We start from the raw sequence: 21,876 nt of genomic DNA on the forward strand, positions 1-21,876 counted from the left end.
AACCTGCCTGGCGGACGATTTTTTTGTGCAAAATGTCTACGGACATTTGTGCGCACCAAACGCACACAAAAAAAAGCACGCATCCAGTCCTATGACCGAATGCGTGCCTGTGTGATCTTGTGTTTTACAGACCGAGTTCCTGATCCTTGGATTCGGGAATGGATGCTTCTTCCTGCGGCTTTGCAGGTTCAGCGGTCTCGGGCTGCTTGTCGAGCTGCACCTTGTTTGCCGTGCCCTTGAGCTCAGCCTCGGACGGGGCAACCCGATCGGGTACGTCCTCGCCGTTGTACAGCTTGCGGAAGGTATCGCCGTCCAGGGTCTCGTTGCGCAGCAGATACTCGGCAACGCGCGTCATCTGCTCGAGATTGTCCTCCAGCAGCTTGCGGCAGCGGGTATTTGCCTCCTGAATCAGGCGATGGATTTCCTCGTCGATCTCAGCAGCCTTGGCATCCGAATAGCCCTTGCCTGCGGCAAAGTCACGGCCAAGGAAGATCTCGCCGCCCTGTACGTCGTAGTCGACCGGGCCGATCTTATCGCTGAAACCGTAGTTGATGACCATTGCACGCGCCATTGCGGTCGCCTGCTTGATGTCACCGTAAGCACCCGTGCTTACGTCGTCCATGGTCAGCTCCTCAGCTACACGGCCTGCCAGGCAGACAACCAGATAGTCTTCCATATAGCGGCGGGTGCGGTATGCCTTGTCCTCCTCGGGCAGCGGCATGGTGAAGCCGCCTGCACCGTTGGAGCGCGGAATAATGGTGACGTGGTGAACCGGGTCCTGCGTGGGCAGAACGTGGAAGGCAATGGCATGACCGGCCTCATGGTAAGCGGTCAGCTTCTTGTCCTCGTAGTTTACCACATGGGTCTTCTTCTCAACACCCATAACGACCTTGAGCAGCGACTGCTCAATCTCCTCGAGGGTGATGAACTTCTTGTTGCGGCGGGCAGCCAGCAGCGCTGCCTCGTTGAGCAGGTTTTCCAGATCGGCACCGGTAAAGCCGGCAGTCGTCTGGGCGATGGACTTGAAGTTTACGTCCGGGTCAAACTGCTTGCCGCGTGCGTGTACCTTGAGGATGGCCTCACGACCGATAACATCGGGTGCACCGACGTAGACCTGACGATCGAAACGGCCGGGACGCAGCAGCGCGTTATCCAGAATGTCCTTACGGTTGGTTGCCGCGATGACGATAACGCCCTCGTTTGCACCGAAGCCGTCCATCTCGACGAGCAGCTGGTTGAGCGTCTGCTCGCGCTCGTCGTGACCGCCGCCAAGACCTGCGCCGCGCTGACGGCCAACCGCGTCGATCTCATCGATGAACACGATTGCCGGTGCGTTCTTCTTGGCCTGCTCGAACAGGTCACGGACACGGGATGCGCCGACACCGACATACAGCTCGACGAAGTCCGAACCGGAAATGGACAGGAACGGCACGCCGGCCTCGCCTGCAACCGCCTTGGCGATCAGCGTTTTACCGGTACCCGGAGGGCCCACCAGCAGAACGCCCTTGGGGATGCGTGCGCCGATATCGATAAACTTCTTGGGGTCCTTGAGGAACTCGACGATCTCCTGGAGCTCTGCCTTTTCCTCGTCTGCACCGGCTACGTCGGCAAAGGTGACCTTTTTCTTGTCATCGCTCGCCATCTTAACACGGGCACGGCCAAACTGCATCGGATTGCCGCCGCCTCCGCCCTGCTTGTTCATCATAAAATACCACAGCAGGCCGAACAGGACGAGGACGATCAGATAGGGCACAAAGCTTGCCCACCAGGGCATCTCGACCGTCTTGTAGGTATACTCCTTGAGGATGCCGGCATCCTTCTGCTCGCGGATGGTCTGACCGAGGTCAGCGTAGAAGATGTCGCGATAGGGCACCTTCGCGGTGACACGGGTCTTGCTCTCATCGTTCAGCTCCAGCGTGAGCGTTGTGTCGTTGTAGGTGAATTTCTCAACCTTTTGTTCCTCGAACAGTGTCACAACCGTGGAGTACGGTACTTCCTGACTCTTGTTGCCCACGCTCAGCATATAGCTGACCGCGCTCAACAGCAGCAGGATAATGATCAGATAAAGGCCGAAGCCTTTCATTTTCCCTCTCAAATTGGTTTCCAACTCTCCTTTCATGTACGCGCCCGGGCGGGCGCACGGTCATTCGCCGCCGTAGACAGACGGCTTGAGAATGCCGATATACGGCAGGTTACGATATTTCTCCGCATAGTCCAGACCGTATCCGACAACAAATGCGTCGGGAATCTCAAAGCCCAGATAATCGACCGGAACGTCGACCTTGCGGCGCTCGGGCTTGGACAGAAGCGTACACAGGCGGATGGATGCCGCGCCGCGTGCCTTCAGAATCTTCATCAGGAAACTGAGCGTCACGCCGGAATCCAGAATATCCTCGACGATGATCAGATGACGACCGTCGATCTTGCTGCCGATGTCCTTGATGATCTGTACTTCGCCCGTGGTCTTGGTGCCCGCGCCGTAGCTCGAGACCGCCATAAAGTCCACGTTGCAGGGAATGGTGATCTTGCGGGTCAGGTCAGCCATGAAGACGTAGGAACCCTTGAGCACGCTGACAACCAGCGGGTTCTTGTCCTCGTAGTCCGCACTGATGCGTGCGCCCAGCTCTGCGACCTTATCGGCCAGCTGCTGCTCGGAAAATAATACTTCCTGAATGTCGTTTCTCATCATCTTTATAACCCCTCAAAACGGAATTCGAGTATCTTACCGCCGCGCGGAACGCGGCTTTGGTCTATGCCGACCCCCTGAGCCAGGATGACCCCGTTCTGGTCGGCGATCACAGCCAGACGGCTGCGCACTGACAGCGGTACGGACAAATCGGCAAAGAGCCGCTTAAGCTGCCGTGCACCGCGTGCCCCGGGGAGCGTCAGCCGGTCTCCGGGTGCCGCCGGACGGACAGCCAGCGTACCAAAATGTATTGTACCACAATCTGCCAGAAAAGTATCGCACGTTTTGTGAAAAACTTCGCCTGGTTTTTTTGTGTTTACAGTCAATATGGTGGATGAATCCCACAGTCGGCCGCGAAACCCGTCGAACAGAGGCACAGACACGCGTTCCGGTTCAAACAGAATGCGCAGTCTGCCCTGCTCGCGGTAAGCGCGAAAGCCTGCAGGTAAATTGCAGCACCGGTCACCACCCGGCGCAAGCAGTCCGGTCATCAGACCGATGTGCCGCTCGGACACCTGCTGCATGGGCACGCCTGCGCGGCACAGGAGTGCGGTAAGCATGCGGCTCTGGATGGCCGGAAGCTGATCGAAGGCGGCAAGTGCAATGCCTTCCGCTGGACTCCCCTGCCCCAGTGCACGCTCGGCCAGAACACATAGTGCGTCATCATCCCGGCGCAGCTGCTCGGCCAGCCGGGTGGCCGCACCAGTGCAGCCCGGGTTCACCGTGCGCAGTGCAGGCACGACCGTGTGTCGGATGCGGTTGCGGGTGTAGTCGAGTGACAAATTGCTGCTGTCCACGACGAAGTCCTGTCCGAGGCCGGACAGGTACGCCTCGACCTCGGCACGGGTCGCCGTCCACAGCGGGCGAACAATCTCACCGCGCACGGGCGGAATGCCCGCCATGCCGCGCGTTCCCGTCCCGCGTGCCAGATGGAAGAGCATGGTTTCCAGATTGTCGTCCGCTGTGTGCGCGGTTGCAATCCGGGTGATGCCCTGCCGTGCAGCGCAGCCCGACAGACGTGCATAGCGTAGTTTGCGCGCCGCGGTCTCCACACTCTCGCCGCTCTGGGCGGCATAGGCCGTCGCGTCCTCGCGCTCGAGTGTGAGCGGTACGTCCAGTTTTATGCACAGGCTGTGGACAAAATCCGCATCCCGCTCTGACTCCTCTCCGCGCAGACAGTGGTTTAAGTGGTATGCCCGGACGGGATAGCCCAGCGCACGCAGCACGCACACCAGTGCCACCGAATCCGCACCGCCCGACAGCGCAGCCAGAACCGGCTGTCCGGGACGTAACATATCATACCGCGCAATGGTACGCGCGGCTTGTTGTTCCAGGTTCATGAGTGAATCCGATCACGCGACGAGAACGTCGTATACTGGCCGATCCATTGCAGCTCGACCGTGCCGGTCGCACCGTGACGGTTCTTCGCCAGAATGATCTCAGCGACATTTTTGTCGTCGCTCTCGGCGTCGTAGTAGTCATCGCGATAGATAAACATAACGATGTCGGCATCCTGCTCGATCGCGCCCGATTCTCGCAGGTCGGACAGCATGGGACGCTTGTCGGCACGCTGCTCGGCTGCACGGGACAGCTGGGACAGGCAGACAACCGGGACGTTGAGCTCCTTTGCCATGATTTTCAGGCTTCGGGAGATCTCCGCGACTTCCTGTACGCGGTTCTCGCTGCGCTTGCCGCCCGACTGCATCAGCTGGATGTAGTCAATGACGATCAGACCGAGGTTTTCGCCCAGTCTGCGGCACTTCGCCTTGATCTCAGCGACGGTAATGGCCGGGTTGTCATCTACATACAGATGGGTTTTTGCCAGCACGCTGGTCGCACGGGCAATTTTGATCCAGTCATCCTGGTTGAGACTGCCCGTCTTGAGCTTGTGCGAGTCCAGCAGCGCTTCACTCGCCAGAAAACGGGAAGCCAGCTGGTCTTTGCTCATCTCAAGCTGGAAGACAACCACGTCCTTGCCCGAGGACTTGGCCGCATTGAGCGCGATGTTGAGCGCGAATGCAGTCTTGCCCATACCGGGACGGGCGGCGACCAGAATGAGGTCGGATTTGTTCAGGCCGGTCAGCGCAACGTCCAGATCGCGGAAACCGGTCGACAGACCGGGGATATCGCTGTCCGAGCGGCTGCGCTCATCGAGCTGTGCATACAGGTCCATAATGACCGACTTGAGCGGAGATAAGCCCTTGATCTCACGTCCCTGACGCACCGAGTAGATCTTCTGCTCGGCAAGCTCGGCCACCTCTGCCGCCGAACCGCCGCCGCTGAACGCCAGATTCTGAATCTCAGCACCGGCGTTTGCGATGGCGCGCAGCATGCTCTTGTCGCGCACGATGGATGCGTATTCCTTGACGTTTGCCGAGGTCGGGGTGACTTCCATCAGCTGCATGAGGTATGCGCGTCCGCCGGCCTCGTCGTAATAGCCCTGCGCCTTGAGTCGATCGAGCACGGTGACTGGGTCGATCTTGAGCGCAGTGTTAAACATGGAGTAAATGGTCTCGAAGATGCGCTGGTGCTCCTCGGCGTAAAAATCCTCGGGGCGCAGCAGTTCGATGACCTCGGCAATGCAGGCCGGGTCGATCAGCATGGAGCCGATGACCGCCTGCTCTGCCTCCAGACTTTGCGGCAGCTGCCGTGCGAGCAGTTCGTCTGCCACGATGTCTTACGCCTCCACGACGTCTACGGTGATCTCCGCGACGATTTCCGGATACAGCTTGGCCTTGACGATGGTGGTGCCGAAGGTCTTGATCTGCTCCATAACGATCTTATTCTTGGGAATGTCCATGCCGTGCTGGGTCTTGAGGCACTCGGATACTTCCTTTGCAGTAACTGCGCCGAACAGACGACCGCCTGCACCGCCCTTGGCCGAAACCTTGACGCGAACGGTCTTGAGCTTTGCAGCGTACTCCTGTGCAGCAGCCTTCTCGACCGCTGCGCGATGTGCAGCAGCCTCATCGGCCTGACGCTTGAGATTCAGGTTGTCAGCGGTTGCAGCGACAGCCAGACCGCGGGGCAGCAGGAAGTTTCTGCCATAGCCCTCGCTGACCTCGATCATGTCGCCCTTCTTGCCCTGACCCTTGACGTCCGCTTTCAGAATGACTTTCATTGTGTGTTCCTCCGTGGTATTGATAAGAATTTTAAGCTGTGTAAATGCCATCAAACGGATGGTCAGTCATTGTTCTGCTCATCCTGCTGATAGCGCTGGATGGCGCTCAGAGCATCGACTTCGACCTCGCGCACCGATCCGTGCATGATCTGCGCACCGGCAGACGAGTGATTGCCGCCGCCGCCCAGATACTCCATAATCAGCTGTACGTTGACCGTACCGTCCGAGCGTGCCGAGACCAGCACATCGTCGCCGCTTGGGAATACAACGATGGACGATCGCACGCCGTTGATGCCGAGCAGGCTGTCCGCCGCCTTGGCTGCGGTCACGCGGTCAACCTGATCCTTGGTGACTGCCAGAACGATACCGTCCCCGCAGTCTCGTGCGCCCGCGATGATACGCTGACGCGCGATATATTCGTCAAAGCTGCACTGGAACAGCTTCATGACCTCGCTCATGTCCGCGCCTACACGCTTTAAGTAGGCAGCGGCTTCAAAGGTGCGCACACCGGTCTTGACCGTAAAGCCCTTGGTATCCAGATAGATACCAGCGAGCATGCACTCGGCCTCGGCCTTCATGACCTCACTGGTGGGCACCATGTACTGTAGCATCTCACTGACCAGTTCACAGGTCGAAGATGCGTAAGGCTCATGCAGATTGAGCGCAAAATTCTCGATGTAGTTTGCCGCACGACGGTGGTGGTCGATGACGGCAACCTTGTTGATGGACTCCAGAAGCGGCTGGGATTCCACATAATCCGGCCGGTTGGTGTCGACGACGATGAGCAGCGTGTTAAAATCGCAGCGTACCATCGCGTCATCGGGCGAAATGAGGATATCCTGATATTCGGGCACGGCGGTGATCTTGTTGATCAGGTCGTGCGCCATGTTGCGCTCCTGATTGATGACGATATGCACGGGCTTGTCCCGATGGCGCACCGCGCAGGCCATACCGACGGCTGCGCCGAATGCGTCCATATCGCTCATCTTGTGACCCATAATCATAACACTCGACGAGTCGCGAATGAGCTGTACGAGTGCGTTTGCAACCACACGAGACTTGACCTTGGTGCGCTTTTCCAGCTCCTTGGACAGTCCGCCGAAGAAATCGAAGTTATAGCGGGTCTTGATGACCGCCTGGTCACCGCCGCGCGACAGCGCCATATCCAGCGCGACACCGGCGTTTCTCCAGTTCTCCTCGTAGCTCTCGCCATCCTTGCCAATGCCGATGGACAGGGTCGCCAGAACGCCCGCACGGCTCTGAATCTGGCGCACGCTCTCGAGCACGCTGAACTTCTTCTGCTGGAGCTTGGCAAAGTCGTTTTCTTCCAGCACAAAGACGTACTTATCACGGTCGTACTTGCGCAGAAGTGCGCGGCTCTCCTTGGTCCATTCGCTGATCTTCTTGTCGATGTCAGCCAGAATGCTGGACTTTTCCGAGTCGGTCGCGTCCTTCATCAGCTCCTCGTAGTTGTCAATGGAGATGATGGCGACCACCGGACGGCTGCGCATGTATGCGTCGCGCAGCTCGATGAGCTCGGTGCACGGCACCAGATAAATGAGCATAAGGGTTTCGCCCGCGTGGTCTTCTCCCGACGCGAGCAGGTTGCCGAACACCCAAAAGATATTCTTTCCGATTCGCACCTCACCCGGGTACTGTGCCTTGCCCTCGACCAGCCAATGCGTCTCGAATTCGGGTGCCAGATCGGTCAGCTTTTCGTTGAGTGCTGAATCGAAATGCCCGGTCGCTTCGCAGAATGCGTCGTTTGTCCAAACGATCTCACCGGTTGCCGCCTGTGCGATGGCGGTCGGCATTGGGAACCGGGTGATAGACGGATGGGTCGCGCTGTCGATCGAGAGTGTTACGGTCTGCATGTACCGAATGATATCACGCCGACGGGTGCGTTCCCGATACTGATAGAGCAGGAACAGCAATGCGTCCACCACAACGCCGGCGACTGCGAACGGAACCGAGATATAGGCGCAGGCGAGCGCAAACAGCAGAAAGACAATAAAATAAAACTGATGTCCGGGCTGTAAGAGCTTTTTTAATCGCTTATCCAAAGCAGATGCCCTCCGTTACACATAATTATACAGATACAGTATACCAAAACCCTTGCGTAAAGTAAATGAGAAGTTGTCTTCTCTTTTGGAATATGTTAAGGTAATATGGTAGTTTACTTCTCAGGAGGATTTTTTATCATGCAGTTTTCGTTTTATCATACCAATTATAATGTGCGTGACCTCGACCGCTCGATCGCGTTCTATCAGGAAGCGCTGGGCCTGACCGAGCAGCGCCGCATCAACGCCGAGGACGGTTCGTTCATCATCGTGTACTTGGGCGACGGTGTTTCTCCCTTCCAGCTCGAGCTGACCTGGCTGCGCGACTGGGATCGTGCGTACAATCTGGGCGACAACGAGTTCCATCTGGCCTTCCACGTGGACGACTACGAAGCAGCACACGCAAAGCATCAGGAGATGGGGTGCATCTGCTTTGAAAATCCGGCGATGGGCATCTATTTCATCAACGATCCCGACGGATACTGGCTGGAAATCGTTCCGCAGAACAAGTAACAGAAAAAGGTCATGTCGAAAAGACATGACCTTTTTCATTGCATCCATATCATTTTTACAGCTTGCGATAGCCGCGCGGGGTGACAATCGCGTCGAGCGGAATGCCTGCCGCGCAGGCTGGACAGTTCTTGCCGTGGGCGCAGGTCTGATAGTTGGGGAAATCCGCACCGGTAAACAGGCTGACCACCGGTTTGCCGTCCAGCTCGGAGATATTGGAGAACAGTGCAGCGTTGCCCACAACGTGACCTCCGTAGTATTCCACGCACTCGGCAATCTGGCTGAGTGTCTGACCAGTCGAGGCCGAGGCCACCATGACAAAGACCGCCTTGCCGTCGATCATCGGGCGCAGATTGTCCGCAAAGATAAACTGACCGTTGATGTTGGAATCGGGCTCGACCAAAAACAGATCGCGGCCGGTATTCATACTCGAGAGCGACTCGCGGGTCAGCTCCTGCGCCAGATATGCGCCAATGTACTCGGTGCCTTCTAAGCACAAAATGGTGTCCACCGGCATACCGGCCATGCGTGCGGCAAAGCTGCGCGCCGCCGTCATCGCCAGACTCTGTTTATGCTTTAAGTCGGACATATCAATATAATAATTGATATGAGAGTGGTTGGTCGCAAAATGTCCCGGAATCGCATCGGCATACAGTCGGGATTTGACTTTGGAAAGCACACAAATAGGCTGCTGCATGGAAAAACCACCTTTCACTGTCCGTCTCTGAATTGTCCATATTTCTCTCTTATTATACTGCGTCCCCTACTGCTTGACAACCGCTTATCCCTTGCGGTACAGATGAATCTGGAAGCTGATGGGCGTGGTCAGCGCGTCCCGGTGGAGCAGGCGGTCGGCCGCTTCCTTGGGTGTCTTCCACGCATACGGGGTCATTTGATAGAGTGCGGCAATGTCCTGCGGGTCGGTCAGCGTGATGGTATCTTCTACGCACACCTCCCGCTCGAAGGTCAGACCGGGAAGGTCACGAATTTCGGTGGGATTTTCGTAGGGCTTTTGGTACAGCACTTCTTTCATGCCCCACAGGTGACGCGCGCCCGGTGTGACCGTGAGCAGCGTCCCGCCCGGACGGAGCACGCGCGCAAACTCCTCGGCACACATGGGTGCGAACAGGTGCAGCACCAGATCGACCGACGCGTCGGCCAGCGGCAGCTCGAACAGGCTGGCGATAGCAAAATCACCGTGCGGACAGGTGCGTCCGGCATGGCGCAGGGCGTAACGTGACAGATCGATACCGGCCAGACGGGCATCCGGGCAGGCATCCAGCACCGCACGGGTGTACCATCCCTCACCGCAGCCCGCGTCCAGAATGTCTCTGGGTGCGCAATCGGCTGCCAGCTTGGCAACCGTATCGCGCAGCGGCCCGTACCAGTTGCCCTCCAAAAATCGCGTGCGTGCCTGACACATCGCCGCACTGTCGCCCGGGTCGCTGCTGCCCCGGCGATGCTGGCGCAGCAGGTGGACATAGCCCCCGCGTGCCGCACGATCAAAGCAATGTCCCTTGGGGCATCGGGCGTTCTTCTCGTCAAATGTCAACGGCTGTCCGCACACCGAACAGCACAGTAAACTCTCTTTCATGGATTCCGCTTCCTTTCCAGCAGCACATCCAGCATCTCTTCTCCCGGTGTCAGCGGCAGATTGCTGGTGTGCATCTCGTCAAATATCCCGCCTGCCGCAGATGTCCGGCTGTCATAGAGTAAAAACGGCACCGGGTCGGCGGTATGGGTGCGCAGCGAAATGGGCGTCGGGTGATCGGGCAGAACGAGCAGACGGTAGTCGACTGCGCTCTCGTCCAGCCAGCCGGTCAACGGGGTCAGCAGTCTGCGGTCGAAATACTCAATCGACGCGACCTTTTCGGGCAGACTGCCCGCGTGTCCGGCCTCGTCGGGCGCCTCGGTGTGTACAAATACAAAGTCCATCCCCTGCCGGGTCAGGGCATCGAAGGCGGCAAACGCTTTGCCCTCCCAATTGGTGTGCAGCGTGCCATCCGCACGGGGTACGTTCAGCCATTCCAGTCCCATACCGCGCGCAATGCCTCGCACAAGCGGTACGCCGCCGGTCGCGGCACCGCGCAGGCCGGTGCACGTCGTGAAATCGGGCAGCACTGGGGTCGGCCCTCCGCCCCAGAACCAGACCGCGTTTGCAGGCAGTTTGCCCTGCGCCTTGCGCTCAAGGTTGACCGGATGCGCGTCCAGTACCTCGCGTGCCGCGTAGTACAGGCGTTCGAGGTCGTCGTCCTCAGTCTGGCAGGTGCGCAGATCGCACCCCAGCAGTCCATCGGGCGAACATCCGCCCGGATGTTCCCGTCCGCGGCGCAGCAAAAATGCGCGATACCCTGAACCAGGCACAAAACGGTGCGCGTCATCTCCCAGCGCGTCCTCCAGCGCACCAATGAGCTGTGCAGCCTCCTCGTCGGTCAGTCCGCCGCCATCGTGCGCGACCAGCCGGTCGCCATCCAGCGAGACAAAATTGCAGCGCAGCGCGGTGCAGCCGTCCAGATCAATCCCGCACGCCATCGCCTCAATGGCAGCGCGCCCGCCGCTGCACGCCGAACGCGGTGCACCGAGCAGGGTCAGCAGCGCACTCTGACTGCCCGGAACGCAGCCGGACGGGATCAGGCACGTCCGTCCGATCACCGCACGGGCAGATAACCGCGCAAGGCACGGGGTATTAGCATAGCCGAGCGGCGTCATCCCGCATATCGCGGGCAGGTCGGCGCAGCCGTCGGCCAGTGCGATGATATATTTCAAATTTGACACCTGCTTTCTGTCTCCCAGGATGGTTGCTATCGTTATATTATATCGAATCTGGTTATTTTGTCCAGTATTTCCGTGCTTTCTGACACTTGACATTCATCGGGCGACAAGCTATGATAGACCCATCAACGCTTTTACACGATTTCGGCTGGTTCTCCGTGCTGCTTTTTCGCATGCTCGGGATTTTTATTTCGGCAATCGGCCAGAGATAGGAGATCTTATCTGCTATGAGCAAAACAAAACGCTTCCGCCTGTCCGCGCTGTCCTCCACGCAGATCATCCTGCTCGGATACGCGGCCATCATTCTGTTTGGTGCGATTTTGCTGTCCACGCCGCTCGCTTCCCAAGCGCGTGTCTGGACTTCTTTCCCGGATGCGCTGTTCACGGCGACTTCGGCCACCTGCGTGACCGGTCTGATCGTCGTACCGACCGCAACCTACTGGTCGCTGTTCGGTCAGCTCATCATCATCGGCCTCATCCAGATCGGCGGTATGGGCTTTCTGACCATGGCGGTCATGATTTTTGTGGTCAGCGGCAAGCGCATCGGCCTGCGCCAGCGATTCACCATGCAGGAATCTATCGGTGCACCCGCGCTGGGCGGCATTGTCCGACTGACCCGCTTCATCTTCAAGGGTGTTCTGCTGTTTGAAAGCATCGGTGCGATCATTCTCGCGACCCGCTTTGTCCCCATGCTCGGCCCGGTGCGCGGCATCTATTACTCCATCTTTCACTCGATCTCGGCATTCTGCAACGCGGGCTTCGACCTCATGGCAGGTGTTGCCGGCGAGGGCTCCATCACCTACTTCGTATCCGACCCGGTGGTCAACATTACCATTATGCTGCTCATCATCATCGGCGGTCTGGGCTTCTTCGTCTGGGAAGATCTTTACCTGCACCATTTCCGTCTGGGACGCTGCCGTCTGCACACCAAGATCGTGCTTTTGATCTCCATTCTGCTGCTGACCATTCCGTCGCTCATGATCTTCTTCTTTGACCGCAACGTCGAAGCATTTTCCTATCTGAGCACGCCCGAGCGTCTGATGGCCTCGTTCTTCCAGTCCACCTCGGCGCGTACGGCTGGTTTTAACACCATTGACCTGAACATGATGGCCCACCCGACCAAGATGGTTATGATTATGCTCATGCTCATCGGCGGTTCGTCAGGTTCGACCGCGGGCGGTATGAAGACCACCACCATCGCCACCCTTTTCCTGTGTATCCGCTCGTCCATGACTCGCGAAAACGAGCTGCGAGCCTTCGGCCGCCGTCTGGACGACAGCTGTCTGCGCAGTGCGGTCACCATCTTCTTCAGCTACATCTGTCTGTTTATGGGCGGCGCCATGCTGCTGACCCAGTTTGACGGGGTGCCCATGATTAGTGCGATGTTTGAGACTTCGTCTGCCGTCGCAACAGTCGGTCTGTCACTCGGCATCACGCCCGGCCTCAGTCTCCCCTCTCAGCTCGTCCTCATCTTCCTGATGTTCTTCGGACGCGTCGGCTGTCTGACTATGGTATACGCGTTTGCCGAGTCCCACCACACAAACGCCGGCGTCAGCCGTCTGCCGCTGGAAAAGATCGCGGTTGGCTGATCTTGCATACAAAACAAAAAGCGACTGCCTGTGCAGTCGCTTTTTTTCATACCATTTCGGGTGTAATGACCGTGGTGGACACATATTTGACCGAGGTACGCGGTTTGCGGTCGTGCATGAGCAGGTCGTAGAGCATCATAATCGCCTCGTAAACCTGGGCGGAAAATTCCTGTTCCAGCACGAAGTCCAGTCGTCCGCCGCGCAGCATTTTGCGGTTGGTCGGGGTCAGGTCGTTTGCAATGACGTGAATGTGACGGCGTACATGCGCCTGTGTGATGCCGTCGAGACAGCCCAGCACGTTCTCGGTACTCATATAAATACCGGTCACGGTCGGATGACTGCGCACATAGCGCATGACCGTGTCGTGCGTCAGGTCATATCGCTCGTAGCACTCGACGATCTCGAAGCGGTCGGATGTATAGCCCAGTTCGCCCAAGCGGCTGCAAAAACCGTCTACGCGGCGGCGGTGAAACTCCATGTTGCCCGTGACGATCAGGATGTTGCCCTGCCCTGCCATCGCCATGTGCATGAGTCCACCTGCGATGCGTCCGCACTGAATCTGGTTCTGTCCGACAAAGCACAGACGGGCAGACTGCGGGATGTCCGAGTTATAGGTCATAACCGGGATGCCGGCATCCTGAAAGCGAGCAAGCTCGGCCTGCATAACCACGTTATCAGGTGCATTGATGACCAGTCCGCGCACGCCCTGCTCGAGCAGCGCCTCGCAGCGCTTGATATATTCCTCGTTCGAGCGGCTGCGCAGCTCCTCGACCACCAGCCTGACCTCATGCGTGCCCAGCAGACGCGCAGCCTGGCTGATACCTCGTCGGGTCTGTTCGGTAAAGTAGGGCAATTCCCACTGGGGCACGATGACCCCGATACGCAGCGCCGGGCTGTCGCTCTCGCTGGGTGCAATCCGGTATCCCATCTCCCGTGCAATGCGCTGCACCCTTGCGCGGACTGCCGGATTGACATGCGCACGGTTATTGATAACGCGGTCGACCGTGCCACGCGACACGCCGGCAGCCGCCGCAATCGACCGGATGGTCGGTTTGTTGGATTTCATCTGTCCATCCCCTGTCTGTCTTGGTCGGTGGACGGCCGCGTTCCGACCGTCCCGAATGCTTCCAGTATAGCACAAACCTGATTTTGGCACAAGGCACGGAAAACATTTCATTCAGCCGCTGGTTCTCTTGTCGCGTTCGACAAAAGAAAAGGGGCGCATCGGGCAAGTTTCACGAACTTGCAAAGAGCCGTTGACATCCCTGTTTTGGTGCGATAAAATAAGAATAACGAAGGATTTACCCGAGTTTTTACCTATATTTTGTACACAATTTACCCCTGTATTTTTCACTGGAGGTCATGAAAATATGAAGAAGATCAAGGTTGGTATCGCAGGTCTTGGCCGTCTGGGCAAGGTACACGCAAACAATATCGCATACAAGATTCCGAACGCTGAGCTGACCGCAGCTTGCTCCATCGTTCCGGCTGAGCTGGAATACGCAAAGGAAAAGCTGGGTGTCACCGATGTTTACACCGATTTCCGTGAGATGCTGGAAAAGGCTGACATCGACGCAGTTGCAATCGTTACCACTTCGTCCGAGCACTGCTGGCAGATCGAGGCCGCTCTGGACGCTGGCAAGCATGTATTCTCCGACAAGCCGCTGGGCGTTGACGTTGCACAGTGCAAGCAGGCTGAGAAGGCTGTTGAGCGTCATCCCGACCTGACCTTTATGCTGGGCTTTATGCGCCGCTACGACAAGTCCTACGCTTACGCAAAGAAGAAGATCGAAGAGGGCGCAATCGGTACTCCCTACATGGTTAAGGCAACCGGCATCGACCCCGAGGCACACGTTGAGGGCGCAATCAAGTTTGCTGCAACCTCCGGTGGTATCTTCCTCGACATGGCAATCCATGACATCGACCTGATGCGCTGGTTCCTGGGCTGCGAGGCAACCGAGGTTTACGCACAGGGCTGCACCTTCAAGCATCCGGAATTCCAGCAGGTTGGCGACGACGAGACCGCTATGGCTTGCTACAAGTTCGAAAACGGTGCAATGGGCTTCGTTCATGTTGGCCGTACCGCTCCGCACGGCTACCATGTTGAGACCGAGATCATCGGTACCGAGGGCTCGATCCGCATTTCCGCAATCCCGGAGAAGAACCAGGCTATGATCTTTGATGTACACGGTGCTGTTACCGAGTGCGTTGGCTCCTTCCCGGAGCGCTTTGACGAGGCATATCTGCTCGAGATGCAGGAGTTCATCGACTGCGTATGCGAAGGCAAGCAGCCGGGCGTCAATGTATACGACGGTACCAAGTCCACGGCAATCGGCTATGCAACCACCGAAGCATGGAAGACCGGTAAGATCGTTAAAATCGGCTAAACGACCACACGGCCGCCTCATACTCGGGGTGGCCTGATTTTTTTCGCGATACTGTGCGTTCCGCGCATGTACATGCATATACTCTCTTTTTGTGAAACCGACTGTGCAGACAGTCGGTTTTGCATTTTTGTCCATCCTGTGATATGCTGAAGAAAAAGAAGGCGCTGCCCTTTGGGGCGGCAGACTGGAGGAAGCAAAAATGGAAACGATTGAACAACAGGTGCGGGAGTTGTTCTGTTGGCTGTGCCAGACGCCGCACCCGTCCGGCGAGGAAGCTGCGCTGCGCGAGCGCATTGCCGACCGTCTGCGCGGTCTGGGACTGCACCCGTGGGCAGATGCGCGCGGCAATCTAGTCTGTGACCTGCCCGGTCGGGAAGGCGCACCGCTGACCGCTGTACAGGCGCATATCGATATGGTTTGTGCGGTAGGAAGTCCCGATTACGTGCCCAGCCGTGACCCCATCCGTCCGATTGTACGCGATGGTTTTCTGTGTACTGCGGGTGAATCTTCATTGGGCGCTGACTGCGGCGCAGGCGCTGCGGTTATGCTGTGGTTAGCCGAGCATCCCGCTCCCCAACGTCCTCCGCTGCGCCTGCTGTTCACGGTTGACGAGGAAGTCGGTCTGGGCGGCGCACGCGATCTTGACCCGGCCTGTGTGGACGGCGTGCGCTATCTCATCAATACCGACGGCTTCCACTGGGGACGCATCGTCATCGGCTCGGCCGGCGGTGTGCGAGAGCACTTCACCCGCGCACTGACCCATTCCAACGCGCCCGAACTGCCCAACGGACGCGCTTATCGACTCAAAATCAGCGGCCTGCGCGGCGGTCATTCGGGCTTTGACATCGGCAAGACCCGCGCCAATGCATTGATTTTGCTCGGTGAGCTACTGCGCGAAATCCGTATGGAATCACCGTTTGCCCTGATCGACCTGTCGGGCGGCACCGCGTTCAACGCTATCCCCTACGAGGCAACCGCGGATATTCTGACCATCGCCCCGGCACAAGATGCCATCGAGCAGATTTGGGACAAAATCTATGCAAGAATCCAGAAAAACGACCCGGATGCACGACTGGAAATCCAAGATATCGCCATCCCCAACCGTGTCTGGAGCGGCGACACCGCAAGCGGTCTGCTGACCGTGCTCGGTGGTTTTGCTGATGGCGTATACGCAAGGCACCCGTCCGGTGTCGTGTCGGACTCGTCCAATCTGGGACATATCTACTATAAAGACGGTATGGTGTGCCTGGATGCCATGCTGCGCTGCATGGATGCACAGGCTGAACAAGCATTGCAGCTCAGTCATCGCACGGTGTGCGCGATGTGTGGATTTGCCGGTCAGATTGTCAGCCGCTACCCTGCTTGGCCTGCACAGGACAATGGCACTTTACAGACATTGGCCGCACAGTGCTACTTGGATGCCACCGGACAGGAGGCTGAAGTTACTGTGCAGCATGTCGGTCTGGAACCGTCTCATCTGCTGGCAAAGAATGCGCAAATGGAGTGTATTTGCGTGGGTATGGAACTGCTGGATTGTCATTCGCCGCAGGAACGGTGGAAATTGGACACGATTGAGCCGTTTGTTGAGATGATCCAGCGACTGCTGAGCCGTCTCAGCACTGCACCGCAGCCTTAATTGAAGTTTGGATCAAACCTTTTCAAAGGTTTGCGGAGTCTTGAGGCAGAGCCTCAAGTCGCCCGTCGCAACGGGCGAAACTCCCCTTTTGAAACCCGGTGTCCGACCCGGGTTTCAACCCAAACGTACCAAATAGAAAGACCGTCCTGTCGGACGGTCTTTCTTATGAGCGCACCTTGTGCGCGAAGTATTGCGCGTCTGTGGACGCGCTTTATTTTTTATTTTGGTTGATTTTCCCGATGGGAAAATCAAAGGGGGATTCCGTGTCCTGTGGGACACGGCTCAGGGCTCTGCCCTGAGAACCCGCAGCCTTTGAAAAGGCTGGCGAAACTTTCATTTCGCCCCGGGCGGGAATTCGTTACTCGCTTACAGCTGCGAGAAGATTTCTCCAATCGCGCCGTGAATCACCAGATTGGCCTTTGCATCCGCCGAGGTCGGAGTCTTATTGACCAATACCAACTTTTTACCCCGATAATAATGAATCAGGCTGGCAGCCGGGTAAACGGCAAGTGAAGTGCCGCCAATAATCAAAATATCTGCGTTCTGGATGTATGCAAGGCTCTTATCCAGTGTATACTCGTCAAGCGATTCCTCATAGAGCACAACATCGGGTTTGATGATACCGCCGCAGGTGCAACGCGGTACACCGGTACCCTGTGCGATCTCCTCCACGCCGTACGGCTTACGGCAGCGCATGCAATAATTGCGATGCACCGAGCCGTGCAGCTCCAGAACTTCCTTAGAACCTGCTTTCTGGTGCAGTCCGTCAATGTTCTGGGTGATGACCGCACGCAGTTTGCCCTGCTGTTCCCATTCCGCGAGTTTCCGGTGAGCGGCGTTAGGCTGTGCGTCCAGACACAGCATTTTATCGCGATAGAAGCGGTAAAACTCCTCGGTCTGCGCCATGAAAAATGTATGTGACAGAATGGTCTCGGGCGGATAGTCGTATTTCTGGTTGTACAGACCGTCTACCGAGCGGAAATCCGGGATGCCCGACTCGGTGCTCACGCCTGCCCCGCCAAAGAACACGATATTGTCCGACTGGTCAACCCAGCTTTTGAGTGTTGCAATCTGCTCGTTCATCGGACGCAGCCCTCCTTTTTGTGCGATGATGCGAATTATTCGGTGATGGTGATGAGGTTTTCCTTACGCGGTGCCGGAGCGGTCTCCTTGGCAGCGTAGCCTAGTGCGATCGAGCCGATGACGATGTAGTCCTCGGGCACACCGTAACGGGTCAGCAGCGGACGGATGGTCGGGTCATCGGTCAGCGGGCGCAGCTGGTTAATCCAGCAAGTTGCCAGACCAAGCGAGTGTGCTGCGAGCAGCATGGTCGGAATGGCAGCCGAGCCGTCCGGGAATGCGTGAATCTCGTCGCGCTTGTAGGACACGATAATATGGCAGGGTGCACCGTAGAAATTATACGCCGGGCCGCGGTTGTCAGCCTCTGCGACTGCACGCGCCAGTTCCAGGCACTTATCCGCGTTGCGGATGGCCGAAAAATGCCACAGCTGCTTGCCCATACCGGTCGGAGCCCACAGGCCGGCTTCCAGAATGGTCTCGAGGTCTTCACGGCTGACCTGCTGGGAAGTAAACGCACGGGTAGAACGGCGTGCGTGGATGGCGGAAAGAACTTCGTTCATCGGATAAACCTCCTAAATTCATGTGGTAATAAATACAGTATAGCCCGCCGGATATCGGATTTCAAGCCAAGGTGCACAAAATTACGGAAAGGGGCAAAATCTCTGGTGTTGCGCACGAAAACATGATATAATATACCTTGATTCGTAATAATGTGATTTGGAGGAACTATGATTACCGTATCCAACGTCAGCTTGAACTTCAGCGGCGAACCGCTGTTCAAAGAAGTCAACGTCAAATTCACCGAGGGCAACTGCTACGGCGTCATCGGCGCAAACGGCGCAGGCAAGTCCACCTTCCTGAAAATCCTGTCGGGCGAGCTGGACTCGACGACGGGCGATGTTTCCATCAAACCCGGTACGCGCATGTCCGTGCTCAAGCAGGACCACTTCGCGTACGACGATTTCACCGTTCTGGACACCATCATCCAGGGCAATCCGCGCCTGTATCAGATCATGCAGGAAAAGGACGAAATCTACTCCCACGACCCCTTCACCGAGGAGGACGGCAACCGTGCCGCTGAGCTCGAGGCCGAGTTTGCCGAGATGGACGGCTGGAACGCTGACACCGAGGCAAGCCAGCTGCTCGAGGGTCTGGGTCTGAACTCCGCAGAGGTGCTTTACCGTCCCCTGCGCACCCTGCAGGACTCGGAAAAGGTCAAGGTTCTGCTTGCACAGGCGCTGTTCGGTCATCCCGACATTCTGCTGCTCGACGAGCCCACCAACCATCTGGACGTCGATGCAATCCACTGGCTGGAAGACTTCCTGCTCGACTTTGAGGGCACGGTCATCGTCGTTTCGCATGACCGTCACTTCCTGAACAACGTTTGTACCCACATCGTTGATATCGACTACGGCAAGGTACAGATCTACGTCGGTAACTACGAGTTCTGGTATGAGTCCTCTCAGATGGTTCAGCGCATGATTCGCGATCAGAACCGCAAGAACGAGGAAAAGATCAAGGAACTGCAAAACTTCATCCAGCGCTTCTCGGCCAACAAGTCCAAGTCCCGTCAGGCGACCAGCCGTAAGAAGCTGATCGAAAAGCTGACCGTCGAGGAGCTGCCCGCTTCCTCCCGCCGCTATCCCTGGGTTGGTTTCACCATGGACCGCGAGGCCGGCAAGGACATTCTGGAGGTTAAGGGCATTTCCAAGACCATCGACGGCGTAAAGGTACTGAGCGACGTATCTTTCATCGTGCGCAAGGGCGATAAGATCGGCTTTATCTCGGAAAACGAGCTTGCCATGACCACCCTGTTCCAGATTCTCATGGGTGAAATGGAGCCCGACGAGGGTACGTTCAAGTGGGGCGTTTCCACCTCCCAGTCCTATTTCCCCAAGGACAACTCGGAGTTCTTCAACGGCCACACCGAGAACATGCTCGACTGGCTGGCTCCCTACTCCAAGGACACGCTGGAGTCCACCCTGCGCGGCTTCCTCGGCCGTATGCTGTTCTCGGGCAACGACGTGTACAAGCCGGTTAACGTCCTGTCCGGTGGTGAGAAGGTGCGCATGATGCTCTCGCGCATGATGCTCTTCGGCTCCAACGTTCTGGTCATCGACCAGCCCACCAACCACCTCGACCTGGAATCCATCACCGCGGTCAACAACGGTGTCGCAGACTTCAAGGGCAACGTCCTGCTCGCCACCCACGACCACGAGTTTATGAACACCATCGCCAACCGCATCATTGAACTGCGCGAGGACGGCGTACTGGATAAGGAATGCACCTACGACGAGTTCCTGGAGTTCCGTTCCCAGTACCAGAAGCGCGCATAAAAGGAGGCATCCTTATGGCAAAAGCGGTCATTGAATGTCCGCACTGCAAGCAGGAGTGCACCCGCACTCCGCTGACCCGCATCAGCCCCGACCGCGACCCGTCGGTGCGCAAAAAAGTACAGGACTTGTCTCTCTTCCGCTGGAAGTGCCCCAACTGCGGCACCACCATGCTGGTCGAAGACCCCTGCCTGTATCACGATATTTCCGGTCAGTTCATGGTTTGGCTTGCGCCCGACGGCAAAAAGCCCGAGACCGGCAAGTTCGACCCGCTCGCAGGCTATACCCTGCGCTACGTGGACGATCTCAACACCTTCCGCGAAAAGATCAACATTCTGGAGCGCGGTCTGGACGATCGTGCGGTCGAACTGATGAAATTCATCCTGTTCTTACAGCTCCAGCACGATCTGGACGTCGTTGAGCTGGTCTTCCACGACCTCGACGAGCGCACGGCAGAGTTCCGCTTTGCAGCGGTGCTGTCCGACGGCGCAGAACAGTACATCGCCATGCCCGGACTGACCTATCAGCGCATTTTGCAGGACGTGACCGAACGCCTGTATACTCCGCGCGACTTTGTCAAGATTGACACCGAATGGGCGGCAGAGGCTCTCGAGCTGCTGCACGCCGAATAAAGGCAAAAAAACAGGGACGGCGTAAGCCGTCCCACCCTTGCCGCACAGTCCTGCGCGGTATGTTTTTTTATAACGGGAAGATGAAATGTCCGATCAGTCCCCCTGCGATGGCAAGCACCAGCGTGGCGAAGATGATCTTGCGCGCGTGCTTGCGCCCATTCTCGTTGCCGAACAGAATCATATAGCCAAATCCTGCACCGGTCGACAGACCGGCAATCAGACTACCCATGCCAATGACACCGGTCGTGTACAGCTGGGTCAGCACAACCGACACCGCACAGCTCGGAATCAGGCCGATAATCGCGCAGATGATGGGCTGGAACACGCTGTCCTTGAGCATAAGCGTTGCCAGGCGGTCGGTTCCAATGCCATGAATGGCAAACTCAAGAACAAAGGTAATCACCAGAAGCAGAATGGTCGTCTCAAGCGTGCGTCCGAGGATGCCGCGAATGGGTCCATGGTCGCAGCCACAGCCGCAGCCGTCTCCCATATCGAGCTCGATCTCGTAATTCTGGTTCTTCTGCCGTCCCCACACAAAGCGCAGCACATAGCCGCCCACGACGGCAAGTACAAATTTCGAGCCAAACAGAATGGCAATCTCGGTGCCCGATGCACCCTCAGAGAGCAGGATGGGCAGTGCCTCATCCGACGTCGCCAGAAAGACCGCGACCAGGGTTGCCGGAGCCAGATAACCGTCGGAAAACAGCGCGGCAGCCGCTGCGGAAAATCCGCACTGCGGGACAAGTCCGGCCAAAGCGCCGACCACAGGGCCGAACTCGGCTGACTTTTCGAGCAGCGCCGGCGTCGAGCGCAGACGGTTTTCGATCCAGTAAAGCAGTGCGTAGACGACGATCAGGATCGGAATGGCCTGCACAACATCGGTTACAGTATGCTCAAAGGCATGTTCCAGAGCATGTAGCATGTGTTTTCATTCCACCTCACAATTATGTTCCATCAACTTTGTTTTTCTATACGGTCTTTCATTATATCACAGCCGACCTGTGCTTTACAAGTTAGCCAAGGGCAATTTGCTGTGAATATCCATAATTTTGTTAAAAACTGCTGGAAAT

Annotated in this window: 19 protein-coding genes; 6 read left to right on the plus strand and 13 right to left on the minus strand. The window is 57.3% G+C overall.

Annotated elements, in window-relative coordinates; all coding sequences use genetic code 11:
- Positions 1 to 124: 124 nt before the first annotated feature.
- From ftsH to B5D52_RS08515, 6 genes are all read right to left on the minus strand, one after another.
- Positions 125 to 2,083, minus strand: a complete 1,959-nt coding sequence (gene ftsH, locus B5D52_RS08490) for an ATP-dependent zinc metalloprotease FtsH (RefSeq protein ID WP_016148324.1) — start codon at positions 2,081 to 2,083, stop codon at positions 125 to 127.
- A gap of 60 nt (positions 2,084 to 2,143) precedes the next feature.
- Positions 2,144 to 2,686, minus strand: a complete 543-nt coding sequence (gene hpt / locus B5D52_RS08495) for a hypoxanthine phosphoribosyltransferase (RefSeq protein ID WP_040332940.1) — start codon at positions 2,684 to 2,686, stop codon at positions 2,144 to 2,146.
- Positions 2,687 to 2,691: 5 nt separating this feature from the next.
- A complete protein-coding gene (gene tilS, locus B5D52_RS08500; protein WP_178139582.1) occupies positions 2,692 to 3,981 on the minus strand; it encodes a tRNA lysidine(34) synthetase TilS in 1,290 nt (429 codons plus the stop codon).
- A gap of 41 nt (positions 3,982 to 4,022) precedes the next feature.
- Positions 4,023 to 5,357, minus strand: a complete 1,335-nt coding sequence (gene dnaB / locus B5D52_RS08505) for a replicative DNA helicase (protein WP_016148327.1) — start codon at positions 5,355 to 5,357, stop codon at positions 4,023 to 4,025.
- Between the two features lie 6 nt (positions 5,358 to 5,363).
- Positions 5,364 to 5,807: a 50S ribosomal protein L9 gene (rplI, locus tag B5D52_RS08510; RefSeq protein ID WP_016148328.1), complete on the minus strand. Its 444-nt coding sequence runs from the start codon at positions 5,805 to 5,807 to the stop codon at positions 5,364 to 5,366.
- Between the two features lie 62 nt (positions 5,808 to 5,869).
- Positions 5,870 to 7,870 carry a DHH family phosphoesterase gene (locus B5D52_RS08515; protein WP_016148329.1) on the minus strand — a complete coding sequence of 667 codons (2,001 nt, stop codon included), beginning with the start codon at positions 7,868 to 7,870 and terminating at the stop codon, positions 5,870 to 5,872.
- Between the two features lie 138 nt (positions 7,871 to 8,008).
- Between B5D52_RS08515 and B5D52_RS08520 the strand changes: the two genes are divergently transcribed.
- A complete protein-coding gene (locus B5D52_RS08520) occupies positions 8,009 to 8,380 on the plus strand; it encodes a VOC family protein (RefSeq protein WP_016148330.1) in 372 nt (123 codons plus the stop codon).
- 55 nt (positions 8,381 to 8,435) lie between these two features.
- Here B5D52_RS08520 and B5D52_RS08525 read toward each other — a convergent pair whose 3' ends face one another.
- The 3 genes from B5D52_RS08525 to B5D52_RS08535 all read right to left on the minus strand — a co-directional run bounded on the left by B5D52_RS08525 (position 8,436) and on the right by B5D52_RS08535 (position 11,143).
- Positions 8,436 to 9,074 carry a type I phosphoribosyltransferase gene (locus B5D52_RS08525; RefSeq protein ID WP_016148331.1) on the minus strand — a complete coding sequence of 213 codons (639 nt, stop codon included), beginning with the start codon at positions 9,072 to 9,074 and terminating at the stop codon, positions 8,436 to 8,438.
- Between the two features lie 84 nt (positions 9,075 to 9,158).
- Positions 9,159 to 9,971: a methyltransferase domain-containing protein gene (locus B5D52_RS08530; protein WP_016148332.1), complete on the minus strand. Its 813-nt coding sequence runs from the start codon at positions 9,969 to 9,971 to the stop codon at positions 9,159 to 9,161.
- Positions 9,968 to 11,143: a BPG-independent phosphoglycerate mutase family protein gene (locus B5D52_RS08535; RefSeq protein WP_016148333.1), complete on the minus strand. Its 1,176-nt coding sequence runs from the start codon at positions 11,141 to 11,143 to the stop codon at positions 9,968 to 9,970. The genes B5D52_RS08530 and B5D52_RS08535 overlap by 4 nt, the downstream gene beginning before the upstream one ends.
- A 233-nt stretch (positions 11,144 to 11,376) precedes the next feature.
- Here B5D52_RS08535 and B5D52_RS08540 point away from each other — a divergent pair, with 233 nt between their 5' ends.
- Entirely contained in the window at positions 11,377 to 12,738 is a 1,362-nt protein-coding gene (locus B5D52_RS08540; protein WP_016148334.1) for a TrkH family potassium uptake protein, read from the plus strand.
- Positions 12,739 to 12,784: 46 nt separating this feature from the next.
- On the opposite strand, the gene B5D52_RS08545 is transcribed toward B5D52_RS08540, so the two are convergent.
- On the minus strand, positions 12,785 to 13,804 hold the full coding sequence (locus B5D52_RS08545) for a LacI family DNA-binding transcriptional regulator (protein ID WP_016148335.1): 1,020 nt from the start codon (positions 13,802 to 13,804) through the stop codon (positions 12,785 to 12,787).
- Between the two features lie 304 nt (positions 13,805 to 14,108).
- Here B5D52_RS08545 and B5D52_RS08550 point away from each other — a divergent pair, with 304 nt between their 5' ends.
- On the plus strand, positions 14,109 to 15,125 hold the full coding sequence (locus B5D52_RS08550) for a Gfo/Idh/MocA family protein (RefSeq protein WP_016148336.1): 1,017 nt from the start codon (positions 14,109 to 14,111) through the stop codon (positions 15,123 to 15,125).
- A 199-nt stretch (positions 15,126 to 15,324) separates the two neighbouring features.
- Complete coding sequence (locus B5D52_RS08555) at positions 15,325 to 16,761, plus strand: M20/M25/M40 family metallo-hydrolase (protein ID WP_016148337.1); 1,437 nt, start codon at positions 15,325 to 15,327, stop codon at positions 16,759 to 16,761.
- A 366-nt stretch (positions 16,762 to 17,127) separates the two neighbouring features.
- Here the strand turns inward: B5D52_RS08555 and B5D52_RS08560 are convergent, their stop codons facing one another.
- Positions 17,128 to 17,844 carry an NAD-dependent protein deacylase gene (locus B5D52_RS08560; protein ID WP_016148338.1) on the minus strand — a complete coding sequence of 239 codons (717 nt, stop codon included), beginning with the start codon at positions 17,842 to 17,844 and terminating at the stop codon, positions 17,128 to 17,130.
- A gap of 35 nt (positions 17,845 to 17,879) precedes the next feature.
- On the minus strand, positions 17,880 to 18,401 hold the full coding sequence (locus B5D52_RS08565) for a nitroreductase family protein (RefSeq protein ID WP_016148339.1): 522 nt from the start codon (positions 18,399 to 18,401) through the stop codon (positions 17,880 to 17,882).
- Between the two features lie 168 nt (positions 18,402 to 18,569).
- Between B5D52_RS08565 and B5D52_RS08570 the strand changes: the two genes are divergently transcribed.
- Positions 18,570 to 20,177, plus strand: coding sequence for an ABC-F family ATP-binding cassette domain-containing protein (locus tag B5D52_RS08570; protein WP_016148340.1), 1,608 nt, complete (start codon positions 18,570 to 18,572; stop codon positions 20,175 to 20,177).
- A 14-nt stretch (positions 20,178 to 20,191) separates the two neighbouring features.
- Entirely contained in the window at positions 20,192 to 20,806 is a 615-nt protein-coding gene (locus tag B5D52_RS08575) for a CpXC domain-containing protein (RefSeq protein WP_016148341.1), read from the plus strand.
- Positions 20,807 to 20,873: 67 nt separating this feature from the next.
- On the opposite strand, the gene B5D52_RS08580 is transcribed toward B5D52_RS08575, so the two are convergent.
- Positions 20,874 to 21,728 carry an arsenic efflux protein gene (locus B5D52_RS08580; protein WP_016148342.1) on the minus strand — a complete coding sequence of 285 codons (855 nt, stop codon included), beginning with the start codon at positions 21,726 to 21,728 and terminating at the stop codon, positions 20,874 to 20,876.
- Between the last annotated feature and the right edge of the window lie 148 nt (positions 21,729 to 21,876).

Source organism: Butyricicoccus pullicaecorum DSM 23266, from assembly GCF_900167005.1.
Lineage (GTDB): Bacteria > Bacillota > Clostridia > Oscillospirales > Butyricicoccaceae > Butyricicoccus > Butyricicoccus pullicaecorum.